At 46.9% G+C, this 26,277-nt stretch carries 21 protein-coding genes, 1 pseudogene and 1 other annotated feature; of the genes and pseudogenes, 21 read left to right on the top strand and 1 reads right to left on the bottom strand.

Translation table 11 applies throughout. The features are described from left to right. Positions 1–300 precede the first annotated feature (300 nt). From BM241_RS05045 to BM241_RS13110, 17 genes and pseudogenes are all read left to right on the top strand, one after another. A complete protein-coding gene (locus BM241_RS05045; protein WP_025748556.1) occupies positions 301–765 on the top strand; it encodes a CtsR family transcriptional regulator in 465 nt (154 codons plus the stop codon). 61 nt (positions 766–826) lie between these two features. Beyond that, on the top strand, positions 827–1,333 hold the full coding sequence (locus BM241_RS05040) for a UvrB/UvrC motif-containing protein (protein ID WP_025748555.1): 507 nt from the start codon (positions 827–829) through the stop codon (positions 1,331–1,333). 14 nt (positions 1,334–1,347) lie between these two features. Beyond that, a complete protein-coding gene (locus BM241_RS05035) occupies positions 1,348–2,379 on the top strand; it encodes a protein arginine kinase (RefSeq protein WP_025748554.1) in 1,032 nt (343 codons plus the stop codon). Positions 2,380–2,578: 199 nt separating this feature from the next. After that, a complete protein-coding gene (locus BM241_RS05030; protein WP_092282187.1) occupies positions 2,579–5,020 on the top strand; it encodes an ATP-dependent Clp protease ATP-binding subunit in 2,442 nt (813 codons plus the stop codon). A 168-nt stretch (positions 5,021–5,188) separates the two neighbouring features. After that, entirely contained in the window at positions 5,189–6,388 is a 1,200-nt protein-coding gene (locus BM241_RS05025) for an MFS transporter (RefSeq protein ID WP_025748552.1), read from the top strand. Positions 6,389–6,446: 58 nt separating this feature from the next. Beyond that, positions 6,447–8,036 (top strand): TolB family protein, encoded by a 1,590-nt coding sequence (locus BM241_RS05020; RefSeq protein ID WP_092282186.1) that lies wholly within the window; start codon positions 6,447–6,449, stop codon positions 8,034–8,036. Positions 8,037–8,054: 18 nt separating this feature from the next. Beyond that, the gene (gene radA, locus BM241_RS05015) at positions 8,055–9,419 is read left to right on the top strand and encodes a DNA repair protein RadA (protein ID WP_025748550.1); all 1,365 of its coding nucleotides are present in this window, start codon (positions 8,055–8,057) and stop codon (positions 9,417–9,419) included. A gap of 323 nt (positions 9,420–9,742) precedes the next feature. After that, complete coding sequence (locus BM241_RS05010) at positions 9,743–10,237, top strand: CarD family transcriptional regulator (protein ID WP_025748549.1); 495 nt, start codon at positions 9,743–9,745, stop codon at positions 10,235–10,237. A 157-nt stretch (positions 10,238–10,394) separates the two neighbouring features. After that, entirely contained in the window at positions 10,395–11,492 is a 1,098-nt protein-coding gene (locus tag BM241_RS05005; RefSeq protein WP_025748548.1) for a PIN/TRAM domain-containing protein, read from the top strand. 221 nt (positions 11,493–11,713) lie between these two features. After that, positions 11,714–12,418: a 2-C-methyl-D-erythritol 4-phosphate cytidylyltransferase gene (gene ispD, locus BM241_RS05000; protein WP_025748547.1), complete on the top strand. Its 705-nt coding sequence runs from the start codon at positions 11,714–11,716 to the stop codon at positions 12,416–12,418. Further along, positions 12,415–12,882 carry a 2-C-methyl-D-erythritol 2,4-cyclodiphosphate synthase gene (gene ispF / locus BM241_RS04995; RefSeq protein ID WP_025748546.1) on the top strand — a complete coding sequence of 156 codons (468 nt, stop codon included), beginning with the start codon at positions 12,415–12,417 and terminating at the stop codon, positions 12,880–12,882. The genes ispD and ispF overlap by 4 nt, the downstream gene beginning before the upstream one ends. A gap of 181 nt (positions 12,883–13,063) precedes the next feature. Then, a complete protein-coding gene (locus tag BM241_RS04990) occupies positions 13,064–13,942 on the top strand; it encodes a DUF1002 domain-containing protein (protein WP_025748545.1) in 879 nt (292 codons plus the stop codon). A 283-nt stretch (positions 13,943–14,225) separates the two neighbouring features. Continuing rightward, positions 14,226–14,462, top strand: a binding site (T-box leader). Between the two features lie 50 nt (positions 14,463–14,512). Then, positions 14,513–15,193 (top strand): annotated as a pseudogene (gene cysE / locus BM241_RS04985) (serine O-acetyltransferase); the annotation flags it as partial. Continuing rightward, complete coding sequence (gene cysS / locus BM241_RS04980) at positions 15,180–16,586, top strand: cysteine--tRNA ligase (RefSeq protein WP_092282185.1); 1,407 nt, start codon at positions 15,180–15,182, stop codon at positions 16,584–16,586. The pseudogene cysE and the gene cysS, both read left to right, overlap by 14 nt. Before the next feature lie 300 nt (positions 16,587–16,886). Further along, the gene (locus tag BM241_RS04975) at positions 16,887–18,674 is read left to right on the top strand and encodes a bifunctional homocysteine S-methyltransferase/methylenetetrahydrofolate reductase (RefSeq protein WP_092282184.1); all 1,788 of its coding nucleotides are present in this window, start codon (positions 16,887–16,889) and stop codon (positions 18,672–18,674) included. A gap of 74 nt (positions 18,675–18,748) precedes the next feature. Beyond that, positions 18,749–21,412 (top strand): homocysteine S-methyltransferase family protein, encoded by a 2,664-nt coding sequence (locus BM241_RS04970; RefSeq protein WP_025748542.1) that lies wholly within the window; start codon positions 18,749–18,751, stop codon positions 21,410–21,412. A 125-nt stretch (positions 21,413–21,537) separates the two neighbouring features. Then, positions 21,538–21,684 (top strand): glycoside hydrolase family 30 beta sandwich domain-containing protein, encoded by a 147-nt coding sequence (locus tag BM241_RS13110; RefSeq protein WP_169729765.1) that lies wholly within the window; start codon positions 21,538–21,540, stop codon positions 21,682–21,684. A 41-nt stretch (positions 21,685–21,725) separates the two neighbouring features. Here the strand turns inward: BM241_RS13110 and BM241_RS04960 are convergent, their stop codons facing one another. After that, entirely contained in the window at positions 21,726–22,154 is a 429-nt protein-coding gene (locus tag BM241_RS04960) for a GNAT family N-acetyltransferase (RefSeq protein ID WP_092282183.1), read from the bottom strand. Positions 22,155–22,468: 314 nt separating this feature from the next. Between BM241_RS04960 and BM241_RS04955 the strand changes: the two genes are divergently transcribed. From BM241_RS04955 to gcvT, 4 genes are all read left to right on the top strand, one after another. After that, on the top strand, positions 22,469–22,954 hold the full coding sequence (locus BM241_RS04955; protein ID WP_242948256.1) for an acyl-CoA thioesterase: 486 nt from the start codon (positions 22,469–22,471) through the stop codon (positions 22,952–22,954). 46 nt (positions 22,955–23,000) lie between these two features. Further along, positions 23,001–23,612 (top strand): hypothetical protein, encoded by a 612-nt coding sequence (locus BM241_RS04950; protein ID WP_092282182.1) that lies wholly within the window; start codon positions 23,001–23,003, stop codon positions 23,610–23,612. Positions 23,613–23,655: 43 nt separating this feature from the next. Continuing rightward, complete coding sequence (locus tag BM241_RS04945; RefSeq protein ID WP_025748538.1) at positions 23,656–24,849, top strand: MFS transporter; 1,194 nt, start codon at positions 23,656–23,658, stop codon at positions 24,847–24,849. A gap of 248 nt (positions 24,850–25,097) precedes the next feature. Then, entirely contained in the window at positions 25,098–26,192 is a 1,095-nt protein-coding gene (gcvT, locus tag BM241_RS04940; RefSeq protein ID WP_092282181.1) for a glycine cleavage system aminomethyltransferase GcvT, read from the top strand. Positions 26,193–26,277 lie beyond the last annotated feature (85 nt).

Genomic DNA, 26,277 nt, shown 5'->3' with positions numbered 1-26,277 from the left:
CTCCTGCTATTTAGTCTATCATGATTGTATGATTTTGTATATATGGTAATGACAAAAAACTCACAAAAATGAAAAGTAAATTTTAAGAGAGAATACAAGGTTTCAAAATGCGCAAAATAAAGCAATAGTTAGGTAAAAAACGGCTTAAGTCTTTAATTTTTCGAGTTAAATTAATGTAATTTTAAAATAAGGCCTAAAATAGAGGTAATTACTTGAATATTAAATGTTATTTTTTTATTATAATTGGTTATAATTAAAAATGAAAGTCAAAGAAAGTCAATAACCAAAGAGGTGATGTGGATGGCACGATTGAGCGATATGATCGAAGAGTTTATAAAGGCACTGCTGGAAGAAAGCAACGGACAGCTAGAACTTCAAAGGAACGAGCTTGCGGATTATTTTGAGTGCGCCCCCTCGCAGATCAACTACGTATTAGCCACACGTTTTTCGCTCGATCGTGGGTACTATATAGAGAGCCGAAGGGGCGGTGGAGGATACATCCGCATTATCCGTTTAGATATGGATAATAATGATTATATAATGTACCTACTGAAAGAAAGGATAGGCAACCGCATATCGCAGCAGGCTGCAGAGGATATAATTCATCATATGCTCGATAAGGGCATTATAACCGAGAGGGAGTCGCTCATAATGAAAGCGGCTATACAGGACAAAGGGATAGGCATTCCAACAAACTTAAAAGATAACGTTCGCGCCAGTATCATGAAGGCAATGCTCACCACCATTTTAAAGCTGCGTAACTGATATTTAAGGGAAATGGGTGCAAACCCGTCCCTGATTTTAGTTCAAAAAGGAGTGAAATCCAATGCTGTGTCAACAATGCCAAAAGCGCCCTGCCACGGTTCACTTTACAAAAATAGTGAATAACCATAAGACAGAGCTTTACTTGTGCGAGGAATGTGCAAGGCAAAAAGGGGATTTCAAGGTGTTTGTTCCCTTTTCCATAAACGACCTTTTAACTGGTTTCCTGGATATGGATAAGACTACCGTTCACATTGAGAGCAAGGGCTTGCCCAGGTGTAAGGCCTGTGGTATGGATTTTATGCAGTTCAGGAAGATTGGAAGGCTGGGGTGCCAGGACTGCTACAGGTACTTTGCTGAGGAGCTCACCCCCGTCATTAAAAGGGTGCAGGGGGGAACGAAGCATACCGGCAAGGTACCCAGAAGGGCGGGGATAGGTTTACGCCTTGAGCGGCAGATTCAGCAGCTGAAAGCCCAGCTTCAGAAGGCTATCGAAACCGAGGCTTTTGAGGAAGCGGCCAGATTAAGGGATCAGATACGGGAGCTTGAAAGACAGCTGGGCCAGCTATAAGGAGGGAGTTTTGGATGAGCTGGATAAACGAAAGCGGGCCTTTCAACGGTATAGTCATGAGCAGCCGAGTGAGGATTGCCAGAAACATAGCCGGGCTGCCCTTTCCGTCTATAGCAAGCCCAGAAGTGTTGCAAAAAGCTGTGGATATGGTTAAAAAAAGCATCCTGGAGAGCAACTCGATACTGAGCCGAGATTTTGACTTCGTTTCTTTGAGGAACTTGAGCGATGTGGAAAAATATATACTTGTTGAAAAGCATTTAATAAGCCCGGACCTGGTGGAACGTGCGGAGGTAGCTGCTGCTCTCATCAATCACAATGAGCAGATAAGCATAATGGTCAATGAAGAAGACCATATACGGATGCAGTGCATCTTTCCGGGCTTTCAGCTTGACAAGGCTTGGGAACTCTTAAACAGGGTGGACGACATCGTCGAAGAGAGCATAGAGTACTCATTTGACGAGCATTTGGGGTATCTAACCAGCTGTCCCACAAATGTGGGTACAGGCATGCGGGCTTCGGTGATGATGCATCTGCCAGGGCTTGTAGCTACAAAGTATATAAACAGCGTTTTGCAGACCATCTCCAAAGTAGGTTTGACTGCCAGGGGACTTTATGGTGAAGGAAGTGAGGCGCTGGGAGACATTTACCAGATATCCAACCAGATCACCCTGGGTCCATCAGAGGAGGAGATAATAAGCAATATCAATATTGCTGTACGCCAGCTAATGGAGAATGAGAGGATGGCACGGCAGGCTCTTATGCAGTCCAACAAGCTGGAGTTTGAAGACCGCATATGGCGGTCTTTGGGGATACTGACGCATGCCAGAAAGCTGAGCCTGCAGGAATTTATGTCCCTGCTGTCACAGGTGCGCCTGGGGGTGGACATGGGTATCATCAACGGAATAGACGTTGTGATGCTGAACGAGTTGATGGTTAAATGCCAGCCGGCACACCTTCAGGCCTATATAGGCAGGGAGACGAGCGCAGAAGAATTGGATGTGGCAAGGGCCGATAGGGTCAAAAACGAATTGAGCAAAGTTACCTGACATGGCGTTTTTATCCATGGTACAAAGGGTATAAATAGGAACGAGAGGTGTTTTAAAATAAAGGACTAAAAATCACACTTTGTTTTATACTAAACTAAAGAATAAAAGTATTGTAAAAATTTGGACGATGGTTTTTTCAGAGGAAGGTTGGATAGGAGGATATTAGTTTATAAAAAACAAAAGAAAGGGAGGGTGAAAAATGGCGTTTTTGGGAAGATTTACCGAGCGGGCTCAAAGGGCTTTGATGTACGCTCAGGAAGAGGCGCGTGCTCTGGGACACAACTATGTGGGTACTGAGCACCTGTTGCTGGGGCTGATTCGAGAAGAGGAAGGGGTTGCTTCGCAGGTTCTCAGACAGCTGGGCGCCGATGCAGATAAGGTCAGAAAGCAAATAGAGACCTTGATTGGTAGGGGTACCTTCAATTTCAACGAGGGTTTTGGATATACCCCGCGTACCAAGCGGGTTATGGAACTCAGTTTTTATGAGGCACGCAATCTGGGACACAACTACGTAGGGACAGAACACCTGTTGCTGGCCCTTCTCAGGGAAGGAGAGGGGGTGGCTGTTCGAATCCTCAAAGACCTGGGTGTGGATTTCCAGGCTGTTAGAGATCAGCTGATGAAGATATTGAAGGAGGAAGGCGGTGAACCTGGCAGAACCGCCAAAAGGCGGAGGAGCAATACTCCTACGCTGGATCAGTTTGGAAGGGACCTTACTGAAATGGCCCGTGAAGGCAACCTTGATCCGGTGGTAGGAAGGGAGAAGGAAATAGAACGGGTGCTCCAGATTTTAACCAGGAGGACCAAAAACAATCCTGTTTTGATAGGTGAGCCGGGAGTAGGCAAGACAGCCATCGTTGAAGGGCTGGCTCAGAGGATTGTTGACGGCAATATCCCGGAGCTTTTGCGCGATAAGAGGGTTGTTACCCTGGACCTGTCGGCTATGGTGGCGGGTACCAAATACCGTGGAGAGTTTGAGGAACGGTTGAAGACCGTGATGGAGGAGATAAGGAAGGCCAACAACGTAATTCTCTTTATAGACGAGATGCACACCATTATTGGTGCCGGCGCTGCTGAGGGAGCCATTGATGCCTCCAACATATTGAAGCCGGCTTTGGCCCGCGGCGAGATACAGGTGATTGGGGCCACTACGCTGGACGAGTACAGGAAGCACGTGGAAAAGGACCCGGCTCTGGAGCGAAGATTCCAGCCGGTGATGGTGGAGGAACCCACCAAAGAAGAAGCAGTTCAAATACTGATGGGGTTGAGGGATAAGTACGAGGCGCATCATAAGGTCAGAATCACCGATGAGGCCATAAAGGCGGCTGTTGAGCTGTCGGCACGGTATATAACCGACAGGTATCTCCCAGACAAGGCTATTGACCTGATCGATGAAGCGGCATCCCGGGTGCGGCTGCAGGCCTTTACGCCGCCTTCCAGGATAAAGGAGCTGGAGGAAAAGCTGGAGAACCTGAAGAAGGAAAAAGAAGAGGCCGTCATGAACCAGAACTTTGAAAAAGCCGCACAGATTCGCGACGAGGAGCAGAGGATCCGCGAACAGATCGAGAAGGAGAAAGAGAAGTGGACAACGCAAAACACCACCAATACCGAGGTAGTGACGGAGGACCACATAGCACAAATCGTGTCGAGTTGGACGGGGATACCCGTTCAGAGGCTGGAACAGGCTGAAGCCGAACGGCTGCTTAAGATGGAGGAAATACTGCACGAGCGCGTCATTGGCCAGGATGAGGCAGTGCGTGCGGTGGCCAACTCCATAAGAAGAGCACGGGCCGGGCTAAAAGACCCAAAACGGCCCATCGGTTCGTTCATGTTCCTGGGCCCGACGGGTGTGGGTAAGACCGAGCTGTGCAAGGCCCTGGCAGAAGCCCTCTTTGGCGATGAAAACGCAATGATACGTATAGACATGTCTGAGTATTCGGAGAGACACACTGTGTCCAGGTTGATCGGTGCACCTCCTGGATATGTAGGTTATGAAGAGGGCGGTCAGCTTACCGAAAGGGTTAGGCGAAGGCCCTACTCGGTGGTGCTGCTGGATGAGATCGAGAAAGCGCACCCTGATGTGTTCAATATATTACTTCAGATTCTCGAAGACGGACGTCTTACCGATGGTAAGGGGAGAACGGTGGACTTCAAAAATACCGTCATAGTCATGACCTCTAACGTTGGAGCGCATACCATAAGGAAGCAGAAAACCCTTGGTTTTGCCACGGCAGGCGATATGGCTGCAACCGAATACGAAAGGATGAAGGAGAATATAATGGAGGAGTTGCGCAAGACTTTCCGGCCGGAGTTTCTCAACCGCTTGGACGAGATCATAGTGTTCCATCCGTTGGAGGATGTACACTTAAGGCAGATCGCGTCTTTGATGATACAGAATGTTGCCAAACGGCTGGAGGAAAAGAATATATTCCTGGAGGTCAGCGAGGCAGCCAAAGAATACATGATCAAGCAAGGATTTGATCCGTTGTATGGTGCCAGGCCTTTGCGGAGGGTTATACAAAAGACTCTGGAGGATAGGCTGTCCGAGGAAATTCTGGCCGGGCGCGTCAAAATGGGAGATAAGGTGCTTCTGGACGTTGAGGATGACAAGCTGGTATTCAAAAAGCAGGTGCCGGTGTAAAACAAAAAGGGTCAGGCAGTAAGCCTGACCCTTTTTGTTTTACCAGGCTTCATTTTGTCTTAATATTGGATTTTTTATAAGTTGGTGGTATAATAAGTCTGGATTTATGATGCTTTATTTATTTAATTTAGGCAAATCTGAACTGCGTTTTAGAATATGGGGGTTTTTATGAAGAATTTATTAATAAAAATTCGCAGTATACATCCGAAGCAACTACAATATTCTGTTTTGGAATTTATATTCTGGGCAACTTTTGCTGCATATTATCCCTTTGTAGTGGTCTTTTTGAGAAATAAGGGCTTTAGCAATACAATTATCGGAACGATTGTAGCTATAAATTCTCTGGTTGTTGTTTTTGCCCAACCGTTTTGGGGTATAGTAAGTGATCGGATACAGTCTGTAAAAAAGGTCTTTATCATTTGTTTGACTGCGGCGATAATATTACTGCAACCTGTCTCATTTATTTCATCAGCTGTATTTGTAGGTATAGTTTTAGCATTGGTTACAGCTTTTGAATCGCCCCTTGCACCTTTGCTGGACAGCTGGGTTATACAGGGTATCAAAACAGAGAAGAATCTTTATTATGGCAGTATTAGGGTGTGGGGCTCAATTGGTTTTGCTGTTATGGTATACATATACGGAAGGTTAGTAGATAGTTTTTCAACTGACGTGTTGTTCCCGATTTTGTTGTTAATGGGCTGTTTGACTGTTATTACATGTATAGGGATTAAAACTGATAGGCCTGTATCATCTGATGGTGTAGATAATTTAAATTTCACCAGGTTGCTTAAAAATTATGCATATATGTCTTTTTTGATTTTTGCTATGGTTATAATTATTCCTCATAGAAGTGCATTTATTTTTCTTCCAAATCTCATGGAGCTGGTAGGAGGGTCTGATGGAGAGCTTGGAATGGTTTTTACCATAATGGCTATAAGTGAAATTCCTATTTTTTTGTATTCTAAAATCCTCATTAGGAAATTTAAACCGATAAACTTGATACTGTTTTCTACTATATTTTTTATTCTCCGTCAAGCATTATATCTTGTATCAACTACTCCCTTTCATGTGCTTGCTATACAACTCCTGCAAGGTCCGTCATTTGCCTTGTTTACTAATGGCGCTGTGTATTACATTGATGAATTAGCACCCTCCGAGTTAAAAGCTACTGCTCAAACCTTTGCTAATTCCATATTTTTTGGTGTAAGTGGGATAATAGGAAGTTATGTTGGGGGCTGGATAATTGATAGTTATGGGTTAAGGAGTATATATTGGGTAGGTGTATTTGTCAGTATTGCAATATCAGTTTTGTTCTTCTTCTCGTTGAATATAAATAGAATATTAAGATGCCGCTCTATAGATATTTAAAATAAGGTAGTTGTTTTTTATATTTGTATTTAAAGGTTGGTGAAGGGGAGAGTGTATTATGTATTTTAAAAATATTGCGGAATTGGCTAAGAATCTAAGGAACGGAATTTTATATAAGATGAAACAGCCCATAATGGTTGTATTCAAAACAAGGATGAGTGGCTCTTTTAAGGGTTTTTCAATGAAGGATAAGCATACCGGTTCGGGATTAAGGCCACTTAAGAAAGCGAACAAAGTTTTTATGTTCCTCAGTATGTCAAACCGCATTTTAGGTAAAAATAGTATGCGACTGGGGGTTATCGTCTGCTTATGTGTGGTGCTTATTACACTAGGGCTGTTGCTGCCTAAGGTTGTTTCCAAGAATAATGTTGTGAGTAGGGGGATTGAGAGTCCATCGGATGAGGTGGTGTCCGATCTTCATGCAGAGCCGATAACTAAACAGAAAGATAAACAAGAACCGAAGCAGCTTCCTATAATAGACCTGTCAGGTAGTGCAGTGGATTTGGAGACCGAGATGTTGCAAATAAACGAGCCTACCCCGTACGGCAGGGAACTTCTCTATTCGGCTGGTAATGCCTCCAGCATCGATGGGCCTGTGCTTACCAGGCTTTTTCTTTATAATCTAGATACCAGGCAGGAAACCGAGGTTGCCGAGACCAAGGTCAAGTTTGGCGAGATCTACGAGGGCAGGTTCAATGAGAATTGGATTGTATGGTTGGATACCAATCAAAGCGGTACTAACTACATATACGCATTGAACAGAAAGACCGGTGAAGTCTCTCAAGTTAAACGATGCGATTTGAACAAACCGCAGCTGGTTTTGTATGGAGATAATTTGGTATGGGTAGAGCAAAAGGACGAAGAGAACGACAGGCTGTATCTGTATAATTTTAAATCAGGGGAGCCGGTTGTCCTGGATAGCTTTAACAATCCGACATATGGGACATGCCCTCCTGCATTGTATGATGATGTGTTGGTATGGGTATATCCATCTCCGAAGGATGCCAGCAGGAGCATAATCAAAAAGCTCGACCTTAAAAAGGCGTTGACGATTGGGGCAGTTACAGGACAAGATGCAGCGGTAGAATTGGCTGGAAGTGAGCCTGCAGGTGAGCCAGGCAATATGTCTGCGAATGATATGCCTTCGCAGGGAGAAAATGCAACTGCTCAAGCCGAAACCGCGGCTCTTGAAGGCACAGGTATGGGTGTGCAAGGCGTGAATGATAATGGTGTTGCAGCTGTACAGGCTGAGGCTCAAGGGGTGGAGCCCCAAATAATAGACCCACAGGGATTTGCTATCTATCCCCAGACCAACGGAGAGGTGATAGCCTGGCTAGACAACCTTGACCCTTCCAGGGCCAGGTTGCTGATGACCAGGGACGATGGTGAGACCATAAAAGTGGTTGCACAAGGTGTGGGAAGGCTGTTTGGAGTGGGAGACAAATTCATTGTCTATACCCAGAACGATTCGATAATGCTGTATTTCTGGGAGATAGATCGTTATGCACGGCTTACTCAGCCTGGAGAAAAGGGGATGCTGTCCAAAGCGTGTGTGTCGGGTAACGTGGTGGTCTGGTATGAGGTAAGCGATCCGTCACAAAGAAAGGATAAAGTGAAGGTCAGCATTATTGAGCAACCGGATATATAAAAAATGCGTGGAGGGGTTATGGCTAAACCGAGAAAGGTATTTGTATGTCAGGAATGCGGGTATGAGTCCCCAAAATGGATGGGCAAGTGCCCTTCCTGTGAGCAGTGGAATACGTTTGTGGAGGAGATACAGCTCAGAGGCCGTGATGCCGGTGAGATGGGCATGGTGACCTACTCCCGGCCTGAAGCGCTGGAGCAGATAGCTCTACAGGACGAGGAAAGATATACCACCGATCTTGAAGAGCTGGACCATGTGCTGGGCGGGGGGATTGTAAAAGGGTCCCTCATATTGATAGGTGGGGATCCGGGTATCGGCAAATCGACTTTGCTTCTTCAGGTATGCGGCTCGCTGGCCGACAGGCATGGGAGAGTGCTTTATGTTTCGGGTGAGGAATCCGTCAAGCAGGTCAAGATGAGGGCCAACCGCCTTAATATATCGGCCAGAGAACTGTATCTGGTCTCTGAGACCAACATGGACGTGATACTGTCCCATGTCCAGACACTGAATCCGGAATTTTTGGTCATAGACTCCATTCAAACGGTATTTTTGCCGCAGCTGTCATCTGCGCCGGGGAGCGTAACGCAGGTTCGCGAAGCCACTGGTGTTCTCATGAAGCTGGCCAAGAACCAGGGCGTTACCGTATTTATAGTGGGGCACGTGACAAAGGAAGGGGCCATCGCAGGGCCAAGGGTTCTGGAGCACATGGTGGACACCGTCTTGTATTTTGAAGGGGACAGGCACCACAGCTATAGGATACTGCGCGGAGTGAAAAACAGATTTGGTTCCACCAATGAGATTGGCGTCTTTGAGATGAGAGACAGAGGGCTTGTCCAGATTTTGAATCCTTCTGAGATTTTGCTTTCCGAGCGAACGCACGGGGTGCCTGGGTCGGTGGTGCTGTGCAGCATGGAGGGGACCAGGCCGGTGTTGGTGGAAGTGCAGGCTTTGGTGAGCACCACGGTGTTTGGCATGGCGCGCCGCATGTCCACCGGGATTGACTACAACCGCGTCATTCTGCTCATGGCGGTCCTTGAGAAAAGGGTGGGAATGCAGCTGTATAACCAGGATGCCTATGTCAACGTGGTAGGAGGGCTCAAAATAGATGAGCCGGCCGCTGACCTGGCTGTCGTTACCGCCATTGCTTCCAGCTTCAGAAATATTCCGGTAAGCCCCGAGATGGTGGTGATGGGTGAAGTGGGCTTGACGGGCGAGGTAAGAGGGATAAGCCATATCGACAAGAGAATCAACGAGAGCCTGAGGCTGGGCTTCAAGCAGTGTGTGATACCCCGTGATAATTTGAAAGGCCTTGCCATCCCAAAGGGCATGGATGTAATTGGCGTCGAGACCATCTCTGAAGCCCTCGAAGTAATTTTGGGCATTTGAATAAAAATACATTCATCCGCTTTAAGTTGTAATTGAGGCTGTAAGGTGATGGGTATAGCTCCCCATTAGCTGTCATTGTCTGTTTCATTGGCAAAACCATCTCCTGCTTTCATCTATCATTCTTCATTCCATTTATTTCGTTATATTGATCTTGTGAACGTATTGGCTGTTAAACCTTTTTGTAAATTACTGACAGAGGCTTTTTCTTTTTTGTTGATATTGACAAGTCTATTCTCTGTGTGTTAAAATATCGCTTTTATTGACGATATCAGAAACTTGTGGTATAATAAAGAAAATATTGCATTAAAAGGGAGGCTTTTTTTATGCTTTTTCAGGTGGGGGATAAGGTGGTTTATCCGATGCATGGCGCGGGTATAGTGGAGAGCATAGAAGAAAGGGAGATACTGGGCGAAAAGCAGGAGTACTACGTGCTGTATTTCCCTGTAATGAAGATCAAGGTGATGATCCCCACCAAAAATGTAGAACAAATGGGTTTAAGGCATGTTATATCCAGAGAAGAGGTCGATAAAGTTATAAATGTTTTAAACGGCGACCAGACCAGCATGCCTGCCAACTGGAACAAGCGGTACAGGTTGAATATGGATAAGATAAAAAGTGGGGATATCTACGAGATTGCCGATGTTGTAAGGAACCTAATGTTAAGGGATAGAGAAAAAGGTTTGTCTGCCGCTGAACGGAAGATGCTCAACAGTGCCAGGCAGTTCCTGATCAGCGAACTGATGCTATCTACGAATGTGAGCGAGGATGAGGTTTCTGCACTGGTGGATAGTATCATTTTAGAAAAAGCGACTGATTGAACATATTAGGCAAGAGTATAATAAGCTGTATTTGGTCTTATAAAATTTGGCAGAATGTTAATAATAATGATAAGAGGAGATCTGGTTTTTAAGACCTGCTTGGCAAGGGAGAGGTGAGATCTTTGGGGGATGGCATAACCGAAGAGGAGGTGAAGGTGTGCTGGTAAGGGTTGTTAGAGGAGTGTTGACGGCATGTGGGGCCGTCATAGGTACAGGGGTGGCCTGGTGGATGACGAATTTGCTCAACAGCCAAAGAATAACGTTTATGCCTATATATCAGGATATTGTTGTGTACTTGCTGTGCTGTTTTGTATTTGCAATTATTCTCTTCGTTTCGTCCAACAAGCTCATATCTTTGACAGTGAGATTTACAAAAGCGATAGAGAAAAAGCTGCAGGAGATGCCTTTAACCGATGTGATACTGGGTGCTGCCGGTCTGATTGTGGGGCTGTTTATCGCTTACCTCATCAGTTTTCCCATAAATCAAATTGCTCTGCCGGGAGTTTCAATACCTCTTACGGTGGTTATTTACATATTGCTGGGGTATCTGGGGATAAGCGTCGCTATAAAGAGAAGGGACGAGCTTAACTGGCTGGTTCCATTGAAAAAAACGTCAAAGGATAAGGCCATGCTTGATGGTTACCGCAGTCAACCCAAGATTTTGGATACCAGCGTCATAATCGATGGCAGGATATTCGATATATGCAAAACCGGGTTTATAGAGGGCCCACTGGTTATCCCCAGCTTTGTGCTGGAAGAGCTAAGGCATATAGCTGATTCTTCAGATGTTCTAAAGCGCAATCGTGGACGGCGCGGCCTTGACATACTTAACCGCATTCAGAAAGAGCTGGACATCCCGGTAGAGATTTATGAGAAGGACTTTGATGACGTCGCTGAAGTTGACACCAAGCTGCTTAAGCTGGCCCGGATTTTGAACGGCAAGATCATTACCAACGACTACAATTTGAATAAGGTGGCTGAGTTTCAAGGTGTGGCCGTGCTTAACATTAACGAGCTGGCAAACGCGATGAAGCCCATAGTCCTGCCTGGCGAAGAGATGGTGGTGCAGGTTGTCAAAGACGGCAAAGAAGTGGGGCAAGGTGTTGCTTATCTGGACGATGGTACCATGATCGTGGTGGACGGAGGCAAGAAACACGTGGGCGAGACCATAGGTGTGCTGGTGACCAGCGTACTTCAGACGGCAGCAGGTAGAATGATATTTGCCAAGCCTAAACCGGTGGATAAGGTAAGCTGATAGGATGGTCAAAGGGAGAATAAGGTTTAATTCTCAAGCAGCGGATTGTATTCCGTTGCTTTTTTTTGTATACTGTATTAGACAAAGGAAGTTGTCTAATTTCTGCCGTGTTTCTATGAAACTCTGTCTTTTAATAGATAGGTTAATAATAGGCTGTATCGACCAAATGCGAGTTTAGCGGGCGTATCGTATATGGCAGGGGGAGGAATGAATCTAAAAACATGAAAGGAAGAAATTATGCCATTATAGTAGCAGCTGGACAGGGCAAGCGAATGGGTACCAGCGTTAGCAAGCAGTATTTGATGCTGGGTGACAAGCCGGTGGTTGTGCATGCGCTTCAGGCGTTTGATGAGCAGCCAGTTATCGAAGCCATGGTATTGGTGGTGGCGCCTTCTGACGTTGAGCATGTTAAAAATGACATAGTACGAAAATATGGGTTTAAAAAGCCCGTATTGGTGGTGGAGGGCGGACAGGAACGCCAGCAGTCGGTGTATAACGGCCTCAAAGCTCTTGTGAGGTTTGAGGATGTTGATATAGTGGTGATCCATGACGGGGTCAGGCCGTTTGTCACGGGTCAGATGATACAGGACAGCATTTGTGCGGCCGATAAATATGGGGCGGCTGTGGTGGGCGTCCCAGTCAAGGATACGATAAAGAAGGTGGATGGGCAGCAGTTTGTGGTGTGCACCCCTGCGCGGAGCGAGCTGTGGCAGGTGCAGACGCCCCAGGCTTTTAAATATCACCTCATATGGGAGGCCCATGAGAAGGCCCTACAGGATGGATTTTGTGGGACCGATGACGCGATACTGGTGGAACGGCTGGGGCATCCGGTTAAAATGGTGATGGGCAGCTATTGCAATATAAAGATTACGACGCGGGAGGATTTGATTTTGGCACGTGAATTTATTGCTGGAGGGTTGGTATGAGGATAGGAATGGGTTATGACGTGCATCCCCTGGTAGAAGGCAGGGATTTGATTCTGGGCGGGGTTTTTATCCCCTTTGAAAAAGGGCTCAAAGGCCATTCAGATGCCGACGTCCTGGTCCATGCCGTAATGGATGCTTTGCTTGGCGCGGCAGCAATGGGGGACATAGGCAAGCTGTTTCCGGATACCGATGAAAGATACAGGGGGATATCTAGCCTGGTTTTGCTGCGCTTGGTGGGCGAGCTCATAGCGCAAAGGTCATACCGTATAGAAAATATCGACTCGGTTGTGGTGGCTCAGAGGCCCAGGATAGCACCCTATATTGAACAGATGAGGGAGAATATAGCTCGCGAGCTTAACATTCAGCCCGACAGGGTCAGTGTTAAAGCGACTACCACAGAGGGATTGGGGTTTATAGGCGCCGGGGATGGCATAGCTGCCTATGCTGTGGTTCTGCTGGCTTAAATCCTCTTCAATATTGAGCTGAATTATTTCGCCTTCCGACTCGTATAATATTTGTAAGCACATATCAGGTGGGTTTGTCTGGGTATTAAAACAGGTTCGGTTTGAATATGCGGGCCAATATGCTTTGCGTGTTACATGCTGTCCGGGTATATTCTCAATAATGCCGATGGGAGGGTTTTAGATGAAAAAGTGGATAACGGCGTGCTTTTGTGCTGTGGCTTTGCTGATTGGCCAGTTGGCTTGTGTGCAGGCTCAAGTGGAAGAAGTGGTGAGCCTGGGGGCTGATTTAAACGAAAAACAGCAGGAGCAGATGCTGGAGCTGTTCGGCGTAAAGGCCGATGAGGTAAAGATAATAAAGGTGACCAACCAGGAGGAGCGGGACTATTTGGAAGGGCTTGTCTCGGACGATAAGATAGGAACCAGGGCTATATCCTGTGCCTATGTCAAGCCTTTGCCAGAGGGAGAAGGTCTGATGGTGGAGACCTACAACATAAGCTGGGTCACAAAGGAGATGTACGCCAATGCCATGGCCACAGCCGGGGTGGAGAACGCCCGGGTAGTGGCTGCGGCCCCGTTTATGGTGTCAGGCACCGCGGCGCTCACCGGCATAATGAAGGCTTTTGAAGAGGTATCGGGCAAAGAGCTGGATGAAGAGGCCAAGAAGGTTGCAAACGAAGAGCTGGTAACTACCGGCGAGCTGGGTGAGGACATCGGTAAGGATAAGGCTGCGGCTCTCATCAAGGAGATAAAGGAAAGAGTAATTCGGGAGAGGGTCAAAAATCCCGAAGACATCAAGAAGATAGTGTTGCAGATTGCCAAAGATCTCAATATAGAGCTCACTGAGGAACAGATCAATAGGATTATTGAGCTCATGGAAAAGATAAGCAAGCTGGATTTGGATATCGACAGGATAACCACACAGCTGGAAAACATCACACAGCGTTTGGACGACATACGGAGGACTGTGGAGGAAAACAAGGGATTGCTTCAGCGCATATGGGACGTTATCAGCCGGTTTATAAATTGGCTTCAAAGTCTCATTGAAAGGCTAGGGGTGTAGCCGTTATGTCATATATAGTGGAATTTGTGATTTTGCTGTAAAAAGTCTATTTTGCTGCTTAAAATGAGATCCGCAATTTTGAAGCCAAGATAACAGTAAGCGAAAGATTGAAAATTAAGCGCTGTTTTATCAAGTGAATATGCTGTCAGTGAGGTTTTTGCAGCAAAGTCAATTGTTGGGCAGATAGATGCCACCATTGACTTGTTTAGGGGAAATGTAATATAATGAATTACCACGATAAAAATAGTTTTAAGTAGATGAGGTGTGGTATAAATAAAAAAAGATAACGGCTGTGAACGGGAAGAGTAGGCATGTCAAATCCACAGAGAGGGGCAATGGCTGCGCTGAGAGTTGCCCTGGATACAGGACGTGCTGAAAGTGCGCCCGGGAGCTGTATCCCCGAAAGCGTCGTAGCCGAGTAGGGGGTACCGTTTGTGCCACGTTACGGCGATAGAGGTGGGGTATTGCTTGAAGGAGCATGCCCAATCAGAGTGGAACCGCGGAAGCCTTCGTCTCTGAATCCAGGGATGAAGGCTTTTATTTTTAACGGTAAAAGATTCCGCAAAAGGGGGGAGAATCATGTTTGACCGAATTCGCAAGGACATACAAGCTGTACTTGAAAGGGACCCTGCAGCCAGGAACGCTCTGGAGGTTATATTGTGTTATCCGGGATTTCATGCTATCCTATTGCATAGAATAGCGCACTGGTTTTATGGCAAGGGTTTTAAGCTTATAGCGCGGCTCATCTCGCAGTTTAACAGATTTATCACCGGTATAGAAATACATCCCGCCGCAAAAATTGGCGAGGGGTTGTTTATAGACCACGGAATGGGCGTGGTGATCGGGGAAACGGCTGAGATAGGGAATAATGTGACTATATATCAGGGTGCCACTTTGGGTGGGACTGGCAAGGAGACCGGAAAGCGCCATCCCACCATAGGGAACAACGTGGTGATAAGCGCCGGAGCCAAGGTTTTAGGACCTTTTAAGGTAGGCGATAATTCAAAGATTGGGGCCAATGCCGTGGTGCTAAGCGAGGTACCGCCAAATTGTACGGTGGTAGGTGTGCCGGGAAGGATAGTTAAAAAGGATAACAAGCGCGTTGCATCCGCCAGAGATGAGATTGACCTGGATCAGGTACGCCTGCCTGACCCGGTGGCTGAGCAGATTAAAGAAATATTGAATAGAATCAGTGCATTGGAAAAGAAAATAGAGGAATTGGAGGGTAGGTGGAAAAATGAGGTTGTATAATACGCTTACAAAGCGAAAAGAGGAATTTGTTCCCTTACATGAAGGGGAAGTGCGCATGTATTCCTGTGGGCCGACGGTGTACGACTATTTCCACATAGGCAACGCTCGCCCTTTCATCATATTTGATACCTTGAGAAGGTATTTGGAATACAAGGGCTATAAGGTGCTGTTTGTGCAAAACTTTACCGATATAGACGATAAGATGATCAAGCGCGCCAATGAAGAGGGCATTACCGTAAAGGAGCTGGGAGACCGGTTTATCAATGAGTACTTCAAAGATGCCGATGCCCTGGGCATAAAGAGGGCAACCTTCCATCCCAGGGCTACCCAGCACATTGGCGATATGATAGCTTTGATCAGGAAGTTGATTGAAAAGGGTGTGGCCTATGAGGTAAACGGCAACGTATATTTCGATACATCAGCTTTCCCGGAGTACGGTAAGCTGTCGGGTCAGAAGCTGGAGGAATTGGAAGCAGGAGCGCGCGTGGAGGTGGAAGAGGGCAAGAGAAATCCCATGGATTTTGCGCTGTGGAAGGCCCAGAAGCCGGGCGAGCCCGCGTGGGATAGCCCGTGGGGCAAGGGAAGGCCGGGCTGGCACATAGAGTGCTCGGTGATGGCCATGAAGTACCTGGGGCAGACCATTGACATACACGCCGGCGGCCAGGACCTCATATTCCCCCATCATGAAAACGAGATCGCTCAGAGCGAGGCGGCTACCGGCAAGCCTTTTGCAAGGTACTGGCTGCACAACGGATATATCAATGTAAATAACCAGAAAATGTCCAAGTCGCTGGGCAACTTCTTCACTGTTCGTGATATACTCAAGCAGTTTGATCCGGAAGTGGTGCGATTCTTCATGCTTTCGGCCCATTACCGCAATCCTATAAACTTTAGTGAGGATATGCTTAGGCAGGCACAGAGCGCCTTGGAACGCCTGTACAACTGCAAGGCCAATCTCTTGCATATGATGGAAAACGCTGTTGAAAGGGAGCTTTCGGAAGAAGAGATAGATTTCATCCAAAGGCTTGCAGGTTATAAGGTTAAATTCGAAGAGGCAATGGATGATGACATAAATACCGCTGATGCCTTGGCTGCCATCTTTGATATGGTAAGGGATATAAACTCTCAGCTGAGTGCCAGCAGTTCAAAGCAGGCTGTGGAGAGGGCCTATGCGCTTTTGGATGAGCTGACAGGCGTCCTGGGTCTTTTGCGAAAGGATCCCCGGCAGGAGCTTGACCCGGAGATTAAGGCTTTGATTGAAAAGAGACAGCAGGCACGCAAGGAAAAGAACTGGGCACTGGCTGATCAGATACGGGATGAACTTAGGGCCCGTGGAATTATACTTGAGGATACGCCGCAAGGAGTCAGGGTGCTTTTTAAGTATAAGGATTAACCCGTAAGGAGATATAATGAGAAGGAGTAACTGGGTAAATTGAGCAAAAACTTTGTCGAATTTTGGAACCCCTTTGCATTTATTGCAAAGAGGTTTATTCTTTATAATGTGGTAATAGTGGCATATAGGTCGTTTTATGATGTTCTCCAAAGGGTTAATTTTACTTGCTAACAATCTCGTCCTGGTTTAAACGGGGGTTGATGAGGAATAGGATTTTTGTACTTGTATTTGTCAAAGCATTTAAGGTAAAATGGATAATAATATCTGCTGGATGTAATGGTGATAAAGGAGTATTAAACCATGATAAAGGAGTACTTGCAGGACAATATACTATTGGCCGACGGTGCCATGGGGACCTATTACTCGCAGATAACCGGTGAGGATGCCGCTTTTTCGGAGCTGGCCAATGAGACAGAGCCAGAGGTCGTCAAGGCTATCCATGCTGAATATATCCAGGCGGGAGCAAGGCTAATAAGGACTAATACTTTTTCTGCAAATACCTTGGCACTGGATGTTTCCAGAGATCAAGTAAAGCGGATCATAGCAAAGGGTTATGAGATTGCACTGCAGGCTGCACGGGGCAGAGAGGTATTTGTTGCAGCAGATATGGGACCTATACCCGAGATGACGGCCGATAAAAAGGAAGTGGACCCCGAATTCATTTTGGATGAATACCGCTTCATAGTAGATGCCTTTATTGAAGCGGGAGCCGATATATTTGTATTGGAAACCCTGAGCAGTACCGATTATTTACGTGAGGTTACCGAGTATATAAAGAGCAAAAACAGTCAGGCTTTTATTTTGGTTCAGTTTGCCACAACGGTTGACGGCTATACCAGAAAGGGCATAAGCATTTCCAGGATCATTAAAGAGGTAAAGGCCATACCGTATATTGATGCGTACGGTTTTAACTGCGGTGCCGGGCCGGCGCACCTTTATCAAAACATAAGGGCTTTTGACTTTTCGGGGGATATAGTATCGGTTATGCCCAATGCCGGCTATCCCGAAATTGTTCATCAAAGAACGGTGTATACCCGTAATCCCGAGTATTTTTCAAACATCATGATGGATGTGGCCAGGCTGGGCGTAAAGATAGTAGGCGGCTGTTGCGGGACCACGCCGCTGCACATAAGCAAGATGCGGGACAAGCTGGCCGAGTTTGCGGGGGAGAAGCGTAGGGCATCTGCACCTGTACGCAAGGTCTGGCATATTACTATGGGAAAAAATGATTTTTACACCAAGCTTGTTGAGGGAAAATTCCCGGTTGTGGTCGAGCTTGACCCGCCTTTTGATGTGAGTGTGGAAAAGATTATGGAAGGGGCCGCGGTTTTAAAGCAAAACGGCGTCGATGCAGTTACCGTGGCCGATTCGCCTCTGGCTCGACCCCGACTGAATTCCATGATGCTGGCGGCCAAGATAAAGAGGGAAGTGGGCATAGAAGTAATACCCCATCTGTGCTGCAGGGACCATAATCTAATTGGCCTCAAGTCGTTGCTACTTGCGGGGTATGTGGAAGGGATACGTAATTTGCTGGTTGTGACCGGCGATCCCATACCGGGTGCCGAAAAGAGCTCTGTAAAAAGCGTGTTTGATTTGAACTCGTTCAAGCTCATGGCCCTTATACAGGAGATGAACAACGAGCTTTTCAGCCAGGATCCTTATATAGTAGGCGGGGCGTTGAATCTCAATGTTCAAAACAGGGATGCCGAGATATCTAGAATGGAGCGCAAAATGGAAAATGGGGCCCGGTTTTTCCTCACGCAACCCGTCTTTGCTTCTGAGGTCATAGAGTATCTGGCCAGGCTCAAGGCCAGGGAAAAGGTTAAAATCCTGGGTGGGGTTATGCCCATTGTGAGCTACAAAAATGCTCTGTTTTTGAACAACGAGATACCGGGGATATCCATACCTTCCCATTATATTGAGCGTTTTAGGCCGGATATGGACAGGCAGGAAGCTGAAGAGGTGGGGATCGAGATAGCGGTTGAGCTGATAAATAATATAAAGCAGCATGTTGACGGTCTATACTTGATAACGCCCTTCAACAGGGTGAATATGGTGGTCAGGGTTTTAAAGGGAAGCTTACTTTAAGAAGCCTAAAGAGGATACGGAGATGCTAGAATCAAAATTGAATGCCAGATGGATTAAAGAAAGGTTGGATGAGTATGAACTGGACGACTTTGAAGCAGTTGATGAATGAAAGGGTTATAGTGCTGGACGGGGCTATGGGTACCGAGCTTCAGAAAAAAGGGATGCCGCCGGGGATGTGCCCCGAGCTGTGGGCTTTGGAGCATCCTGATGTCCTGTTGGCTATACAGAAGGGTTATGTTGAAGCCGGTGCCCGTGTGCTATATACAGCTACCTTTGGTGCCAACCGCATAAAGCTGGAGGAATTTGGGCTGGGGGATAAAGTAATAGATATAAACCGCCAGCTGGCCCGGCTGTCCAGGCAGGCGGCTGGGGGGCATGCTCTTGTTGCTGGAGATATATCAAGTACAGGGCGGTATATTCATCCTATTGGTGACCTTTCGTTTGAAGAGGCGGTAGAGGTTTACAAGGAACAGGTAAGGGGATTGCTCGAGGGAGGAGTTGACCTGTTTATTATAGAGACCATGACCGACATTCAGGAAGCCAGGGCGGCTTTGCTGGCGGTGAAGGAAAGTTGCGGCCTTCCAGTATGGGTCACCATGACGTTTGAGGAAGGGGAGAGGACACTGACTGGTACTGATCCGGTCACGGCACTTATTACCCTTCAAAGCCTGGGTGCGGATGTGGTGGGGTGTAACTGTTCCACTGGCCCTGACAAGATGGTGAGCATTATAGAGCATATGAAGCCTTATGCTAAAGTGCCATTGCTAGCAAAACCTAATGCAGGGCTGCCAAAGCTGGCGAATGGCGTGACGGTATTTGAGATGGGGCCAGAAGAGTTTGGACGGTATGCCAGCCTGTTGGCACAGGTGGGGGCCAATTTGATAGGCGGATGCTGTGGCACCTCGGCGGAGTATGTGGTCGAGGTTGCGAGAAATGTAGAGGGGATAAAGCCGCTGCCTCCATCAAAACATCAAGGTTCACCGGTCACATCGGCCAGGAAGACGGTATTCATTGGAGCAGGTAATCCCTTTGTTGTGGTGGGCGAGAGGATAAATCCCACAGGAAAGCCGTCGCTGCAGGAGGCTTTAAAGCAAAAGCGCTATGCGTACGTCCGCCAGCTTGCAGTAGAACAGGTTGAAAAAGGGGCCGATATGCTGGATGTCAACGTAGGCATGCCGGGCATTGATGAGGCAAGTGCGATGGTGGACGTCATAGATACCTTGGTTACAGCGGTAGATGCGCCGCTGTGCCTGGATTCTTCCAATATTGAAGCGCTGGAGAGGGGGCTCAGAATCTATCCAGGTAGGGCCCTTGTCAATTCCATATCCCTTGAAAAGGACAAGATAGAGAAGCTATTGCCCGTTGCAGCCAAATACGGCGCCATGTTCATACTCCTGCCGCTTACCGATGAAGGCGTGCCATTGACGGCTCGTGAGAGGCAAAAGGTAGTAGAAGAAGTATTTGAACGTGCTGCACTGCTAGGGTATCAAAAGGAAGACATAGTGGTTGACGGGCTGGTGATGGCGGTTTCATCCAACCAGGGGCAGGCAGTTGAGACCTTGAGTTTAATAGACTGGTGCAGCAACAGATTTGGATGCAATACGATAGTGGGCCTATCCAATGTGTCCTTTGGGCTGCCCGAAAGGGGATGGCTGAATGCGGCTTTTCTGGCCATGGCGATGGGCAAGGGGCTTACCATGGCTATAGTCAATCCCTTGAACCAGCCGGTGATGAACGTTAAAATGGCCTCTGAAGTGCTGCTGGGTAGAGACGTGTACAGCCAGAAATATATAAAGTATTTCACACAGGCCGTCAGGGAACGAGGCGATAGTCGGATAAAGGTGCGAGATGACAGGCCGAGATCAGTGGAGTATAACGCCGAGAAGGGTAGGTCGCAGTATCAGGACGGCGCTGCTGGAGGTGCTGATGAAGGCGGCCGAGATGGCCAAAAAACTGTTAAACAAGGTGTTGATGGTAGCGCTGCCCACACTACTGAGGGTGTATTGGGGGGTATATTGAAAGAGACAGAAAGTAGGGCTGCCGGTAGGGATGATGTTGTCAAGGGCACGCTGAACGAAGCTGCAGAGAAGGAAAAAGCCGCGCAACAGGTTTTTGATGCCGTGGTTAAGGGCGACCATCACGGCATTGTGTCCATAGTAGAGGATGCTTTGGCCCGCGACATATCTCCGCGGATCCTGATGGATGAATATCTTATACCCGCCATAACCCATGTAGGTGAGCTGTTTGAGAGGAAAGAGTACTTCCTTCCACAGTTGCTTATGAGCGCTGAGGCTATGAAAAAGGCCTTTGAGCACATTGAACCCCTGCTCCAGGAAGAGGCTGCCGGTGCTTCTACAAAGGCAAAAAAGACAAAGGTGATACTGGCCACTGTCAAGGGTGATATACATGACATAGGGAAGAACATAGTGGCGCTCATGCTCAGGAATCATGGATTTGAAGTCATTGACCTTGGTAAAGATGTAAGCGCTGAGACCATAATCGAGAAGGCCAAGGAAACCGGCGCTCAGATCATTGGGCTGTCAGCCCTCATGACCACAACCATGGTTTATATGAAAGAAGTGATAGAACTGGCCAGGAAGGAAGGGCTCAAGTGCAAGTTCATGGTGGGTGGAGCGGCGGTCACCCGGCAGTTTGCCGATGAAATAGGGGCCGATGGATACGCCGAAGATGCCAACAGTGCGGTCAAGCTGGCAAAGAGGTTGGCGGAAGAGGGGTGACGTGAAAGGAGTAGAGATGTTTTGTATCTTGTATATATATCTAAATTGCAATATTAAATGCAACACTTTTTAAGGAAAAGTATGGAATAATTGTAAGGAAACTCGATGTTCCACCAAATTTTGATGTGGTTGCGTTTGAGAATCCAGATGGGACTGCTGTAGTGGTGGTTGCTAATACTGACACCTATGATTCGATGCTTAACCTTAAAGTAGGAGAGAAAGTTGTTTCATTGCGGGTATTACGAGAATCAGTTAGCACAGTGATTTTATAAATACGAGAGTTTTTAGTTCCTTTCTGGTGTTGTTTAAACTGTTATTTTTTTCTATAAGCCACCATGCTGATATGCCCAATTCCGGCTTCATCATAGGGTTCGCCATAAGGGATGAACCCTAATTTTTTGTAAAATTCCAGTGCAGAGGTCTGGGCGTGGATGTGCACTTCCTCTGCGCCCCATTCAAAGGCTTTTTGGAGCAGCAGCTTGACTATGAGGGAGCCTATGTGTTGCTTTCTGTACTCCTTCAGAACGGCGATCCGACCCAGATAATACCGGCCGCCCTGCTCAAATACCCTGCCCGTTCCCACTGGAATGCCATCCTGGTATACCACAAGGTGATGAGCTATGCCATCGATGTCATCTATCTCAATGTCGGCAGGTACATTTTGCTCTTCTACAAACACCTTGAAGCGTATCTTATATGCGTCTGTAAGGTCATCGGTACCTTTTAGCCATTTAATCTGCAATTTGCTTTCACCTTCCCTGTGCGTTTAATGGTTACAGTATGCTTTCGGTTGCTTGAACTATTTATTTGAATGCTTCAAGTATACAAAATCTAAGATACACCATGTAAAGATCCATGTCAATGACGTTAAAACGCAAATGCCCGTTTAAATTTTTATCTCCATGGTATATAATTCTTAGCATAGGCCAACTCAATATTTAAAGTTTTGCAGCGAGGAAAGATTTTTAGGCTTAGCACTATTTTAGCCAGATGAAAGTGACACAAACTAAGAACTATGACGAGCGTTAAACAAACTAATATGCAGAGGTGATAGTGGTGGAAGCAAAACCTGTCTCATATTCAAGGACCGTAATGTCGCAGATCGTACTGCCGGAGCAGGCCAACCCGGCTGGCAATATCCACGGCGGCGAAATAATGAAGATGATGGACAATACGGCATATGTGGTAGCCAGGAAGCACTGCAGGAGAAATGTGGTGACGGCGCGGGTGGACGAGCTGGAATTCTATCAGCCTATATTTGTAGGGCAGCTAGTGACCTGTAAAGGTCAGCTGGTATTCGTGGGAAGGAGCTCTATGGAAATAGCTGTGCGTGTAGAGGTAGAGGATTTAAGCAGCGATCAGCCGCCCATAACTGCTCTTACAGCATTTTTCACCATGGTGGCATTGGATGAACACGGGCGTCCGGTAGAGGTGCCGAGGCTGATACTGGAAACCGAGGAGGAAAAGAGGGCTTTTGAAGAAGGGAAGAGAAGGTATGAGATGTATAAGCATAAAAGGCAAAAGAAAGCGCAGCCAGAATAAGGATATTGGATGTGGGTAGGCTTAACGAAAATACGGGGGTATAGGGATGAAGATTGTTAAAGTGCCGGGGACGTTGTGGAAAGCGCCGGCCTATAAGACGACGGATACTCAAGGTGAAGCGCAACAAAAAGGCTATAGCGTTGAACAAGGGGATTTAAATGAAGGCAATTTAAATATAATAGTAAGGGGTAAGATTTTAAAGGGATTTCAACCGATAGATGTGCCTAACCCCATTTTAAGCAATACAAAGGTGAGTGGCAAAAGTAAATTGAGGGGCGGCTGGCAGCCGCCCTGGACGTATGATACCGAGGCAGGTGTATATCGGAATATACGTGACCTCATATTGCATGGGAGGATTGAAGAGGCTGAAGCTGCACTGGCTGCTCTGCCGATAAAGACTGCGCAGTGGTACTATCTCAATGGCATAGCGTTATGGGAAAAGGGGCTGTATACCGAAGGTTACAACAACATTCAACAGGCCGTCAACATGGCGCCCGAGAATAGGGAGTACAGGGAAGCATTGCACTGTATCTTGCAGGTATATCACCCTCTTCTTGTATTGCGCTTCTGTAAACGCGTTTTCAAGAAGGCTTTGCCTTTGATGTACATAATTTTAATTTTTTTATGTATCGCATGGTTGATATCCTATATCATCTAGTTGTAATATTTTGGTGATGATGAAAAAATGGAGGTATCAAATTTTGGTAAGCAGGGTTGATACAAATAAGCGGTTTATTACCCTGTCGATTTACGGTGCGTTTTTTCTCATTGGGCTGACTTTTACGGTCTTTGGGGCCACCATGCCTTTCTTGATAGAGCATTACCGCATTAACCTTGCGCAAGCGGGCTTGTTTGCCAGCTTCATGGCTATGGGCAGGATGCTGCTGGTTGTGTTGTGTGGCCTCCTGACGGATCGCATTGGGGCCAAATGGGTGGTGATACTGGGGACCCTATGCCTTACTCTTGGGCTTATAGGGGTGGGCAGCCTATCACAATTTTTTATTGCTCTTGTATTTGCATTTATTGCCGGTATAGGGCATGGAGCGGTCGATGCTGCGGGCAGCTCGACCATTATGGATATATATCCTGGCAGGTCCAGCGGCATGCTCAATAAGGCAAACATGTTTTTTGCCGTGGGATGCCTCATAGGGCCTTTGGTTTCGGGAACAATTTTGAGCTATACCGAATACTGGCGTGTGGTCTACTATATTAATGCCGCAATAGGCGTGATTATCACCTTGTTTCTTGTGTTTCAATCTTTTCCGCATTCAGATGGCGATTTAAAGCAAGCTGGTTCATGGCCGTATAGGATGCTGTTCACGTCAAGGTATTTGTGGCTGTTGAGCATGGTGATGTTCTTGTATTCAGGAGCTGGGCACAGCATCAATACCTGGATAAACAAGTATATGGGTGATGTGGTAAAGCTGCCGGTGTTTTTTGCTTCGGGGACTCTTGCTGTGTATAACTTGGGGCTGGCATCAGGCAGGTTTGTGTGCAGCATAGTGGCCGAGAAGCTGGGATATCATAGGGTGATATTTTTAAGCGTGCTGGGAGGCCTTGTATCTATGGTAGTGGCCCTGTTTAGCCCGTTTGTGGTCTTGACAATAACGGGGCTTGGGTTTACGGGCTTTTTCTTCGGGGGGTTGTTTCCTACCGCCATTGCTATAGCGGGGGGCATGTATCCTGAACAAAAAGGATTCATCACCGGGATGCTTGTTATGACGGCAGCGCTGGGGAGCATGAGTGTACCGGCAATCACGGGTTTGGTTTCCCAAGCCATAGGCCTGGAACGGGGAATGAGGTCCCTTGTCATCTGGGGCATCGCGCTGTTTGCTGTAGGGGTTTATATTTACAGGCACAAGCAGAAGGAAAAGCGCTGTGTGCAGAGTACATAGAGATTTATGCTGTGAGGGGCAGGCTTGTGATGTCATCCCCTTTTTATTTTTATGAAAATGTTGATAATCTTTTTAAAGATGCTGATGCCGTTTGATCGAAGTTCATACAGATTTAAAAATTTCAAGTAAACCGGAGTATGTATTAAACGAAGGTAAATGTAGGAAATGATAACCTAACCATGCCTTTTTTGTGCTACAATAAAGCTAAGTCGGCAGATTATTTTTTTGCGTTTTAAGGAGGTATTAAATTGAAAAAGACGCCGCTTTATGAGAAACATGTGTCTTTGGGAGCAAAGATGATGGAGTTTGGGGGCTGGATGATGCCGCTTCAGTATACGGGTATTTTGCAGGAGCATGAGGCAGTTCGCCAGCGGGCAGGGCTGTTCGATGTGTCCCATATGGGCGAGGTCATGATAAAAGGCAGGGGTGCTACCGAGTTCATTCAAAAGCTCATAACCAACGATATATCAGGTATGCGCGAATTTCAGGTTCTTTATTCGCCCATGTGCTATCCCGATGGTGGGACGGTGGACGACTTGCTGGTTTACAAATTCGATGCTCAGCACTATTTGCTTGTGGTCAATGCCGCCAACATCGAGGAGGACGTTGAGTGGATAGAGAGCCATAAGCCGCATGACGTGGAGGTTGAAGACCTATCTGAGCAGTATGCGCAGCTGGCCCTTCAGGGGCCAAAATCTCAGAAGGTTCTGCAAAGAATTGTGGATGTCCCGCTTGATAAGATTAAATTTTTCAGGTTTGTGGACGGTGTGAATATCGCCGGCGTATCCGCATTGATTTCGCGTACCGGGTATACCGGTGAGGATGGGTTTGAGATATATATACCAGCAGATGGTGCCTGTAAGGTGTGGGACACCATTGTGGATGCGGGAGCAGAATTCCATGTCATGCCTGCAGGGTTGGGTGCCCGGGATACGCTGAGGCTGGAGGCTGCATTGCCGCTTTACGGGCATGAGCTTTCCCCTGATATTTCGCCACTGGAAGCCGGGCTGGACAGGTTTGTCAAGCTTGATAAACCGGACTTTATAGGGCGGGAGGCGCTGATTGAGCAAAAGGGAAGCGGCATTTCACGAAAGTTGGTGGGCCTGGAAATGGTAGATAGAGGTATTCCACGGCAAGGCTATGAGGTTCAGGTGGAGGGCAGGAGCATAGGGTATGTTACCTCGGGCAGCTTTTCTCCAACCCTGAAAAAGAATATTGCTTTGGCTCTTATTGATGTCCGGTATGCGGCGCAGGGTTCTCAGGTAGATGTAATTGTGAGGAACAAGGCTTTGAAGGCTGAAGTGGTTAAAATTCCTTTTTATGCAAAACAATATAAAAAATAAAAGTTGCTCAAGGGGTGCGTTAAATGTTAAATTATAGATGGGCATCGTCTAAAATGTCTGCTTTATGACATCCAAAGGGCCATAG

Origin of the sequence: Caldicoprobacter faecalis (assembly GCF_900115765.1) — a bacterium.
Taxonomy (GTDB): Bacteria; Bacillota; Clostridia; order Caldicoprobacterales; family Caldicoprobacteraceae; genus Caldicoprobacter; species Caldicoprobacter oshimai.
This window is presented reverse-complemented; position numbering and strand designations above follow the sequence as displayed.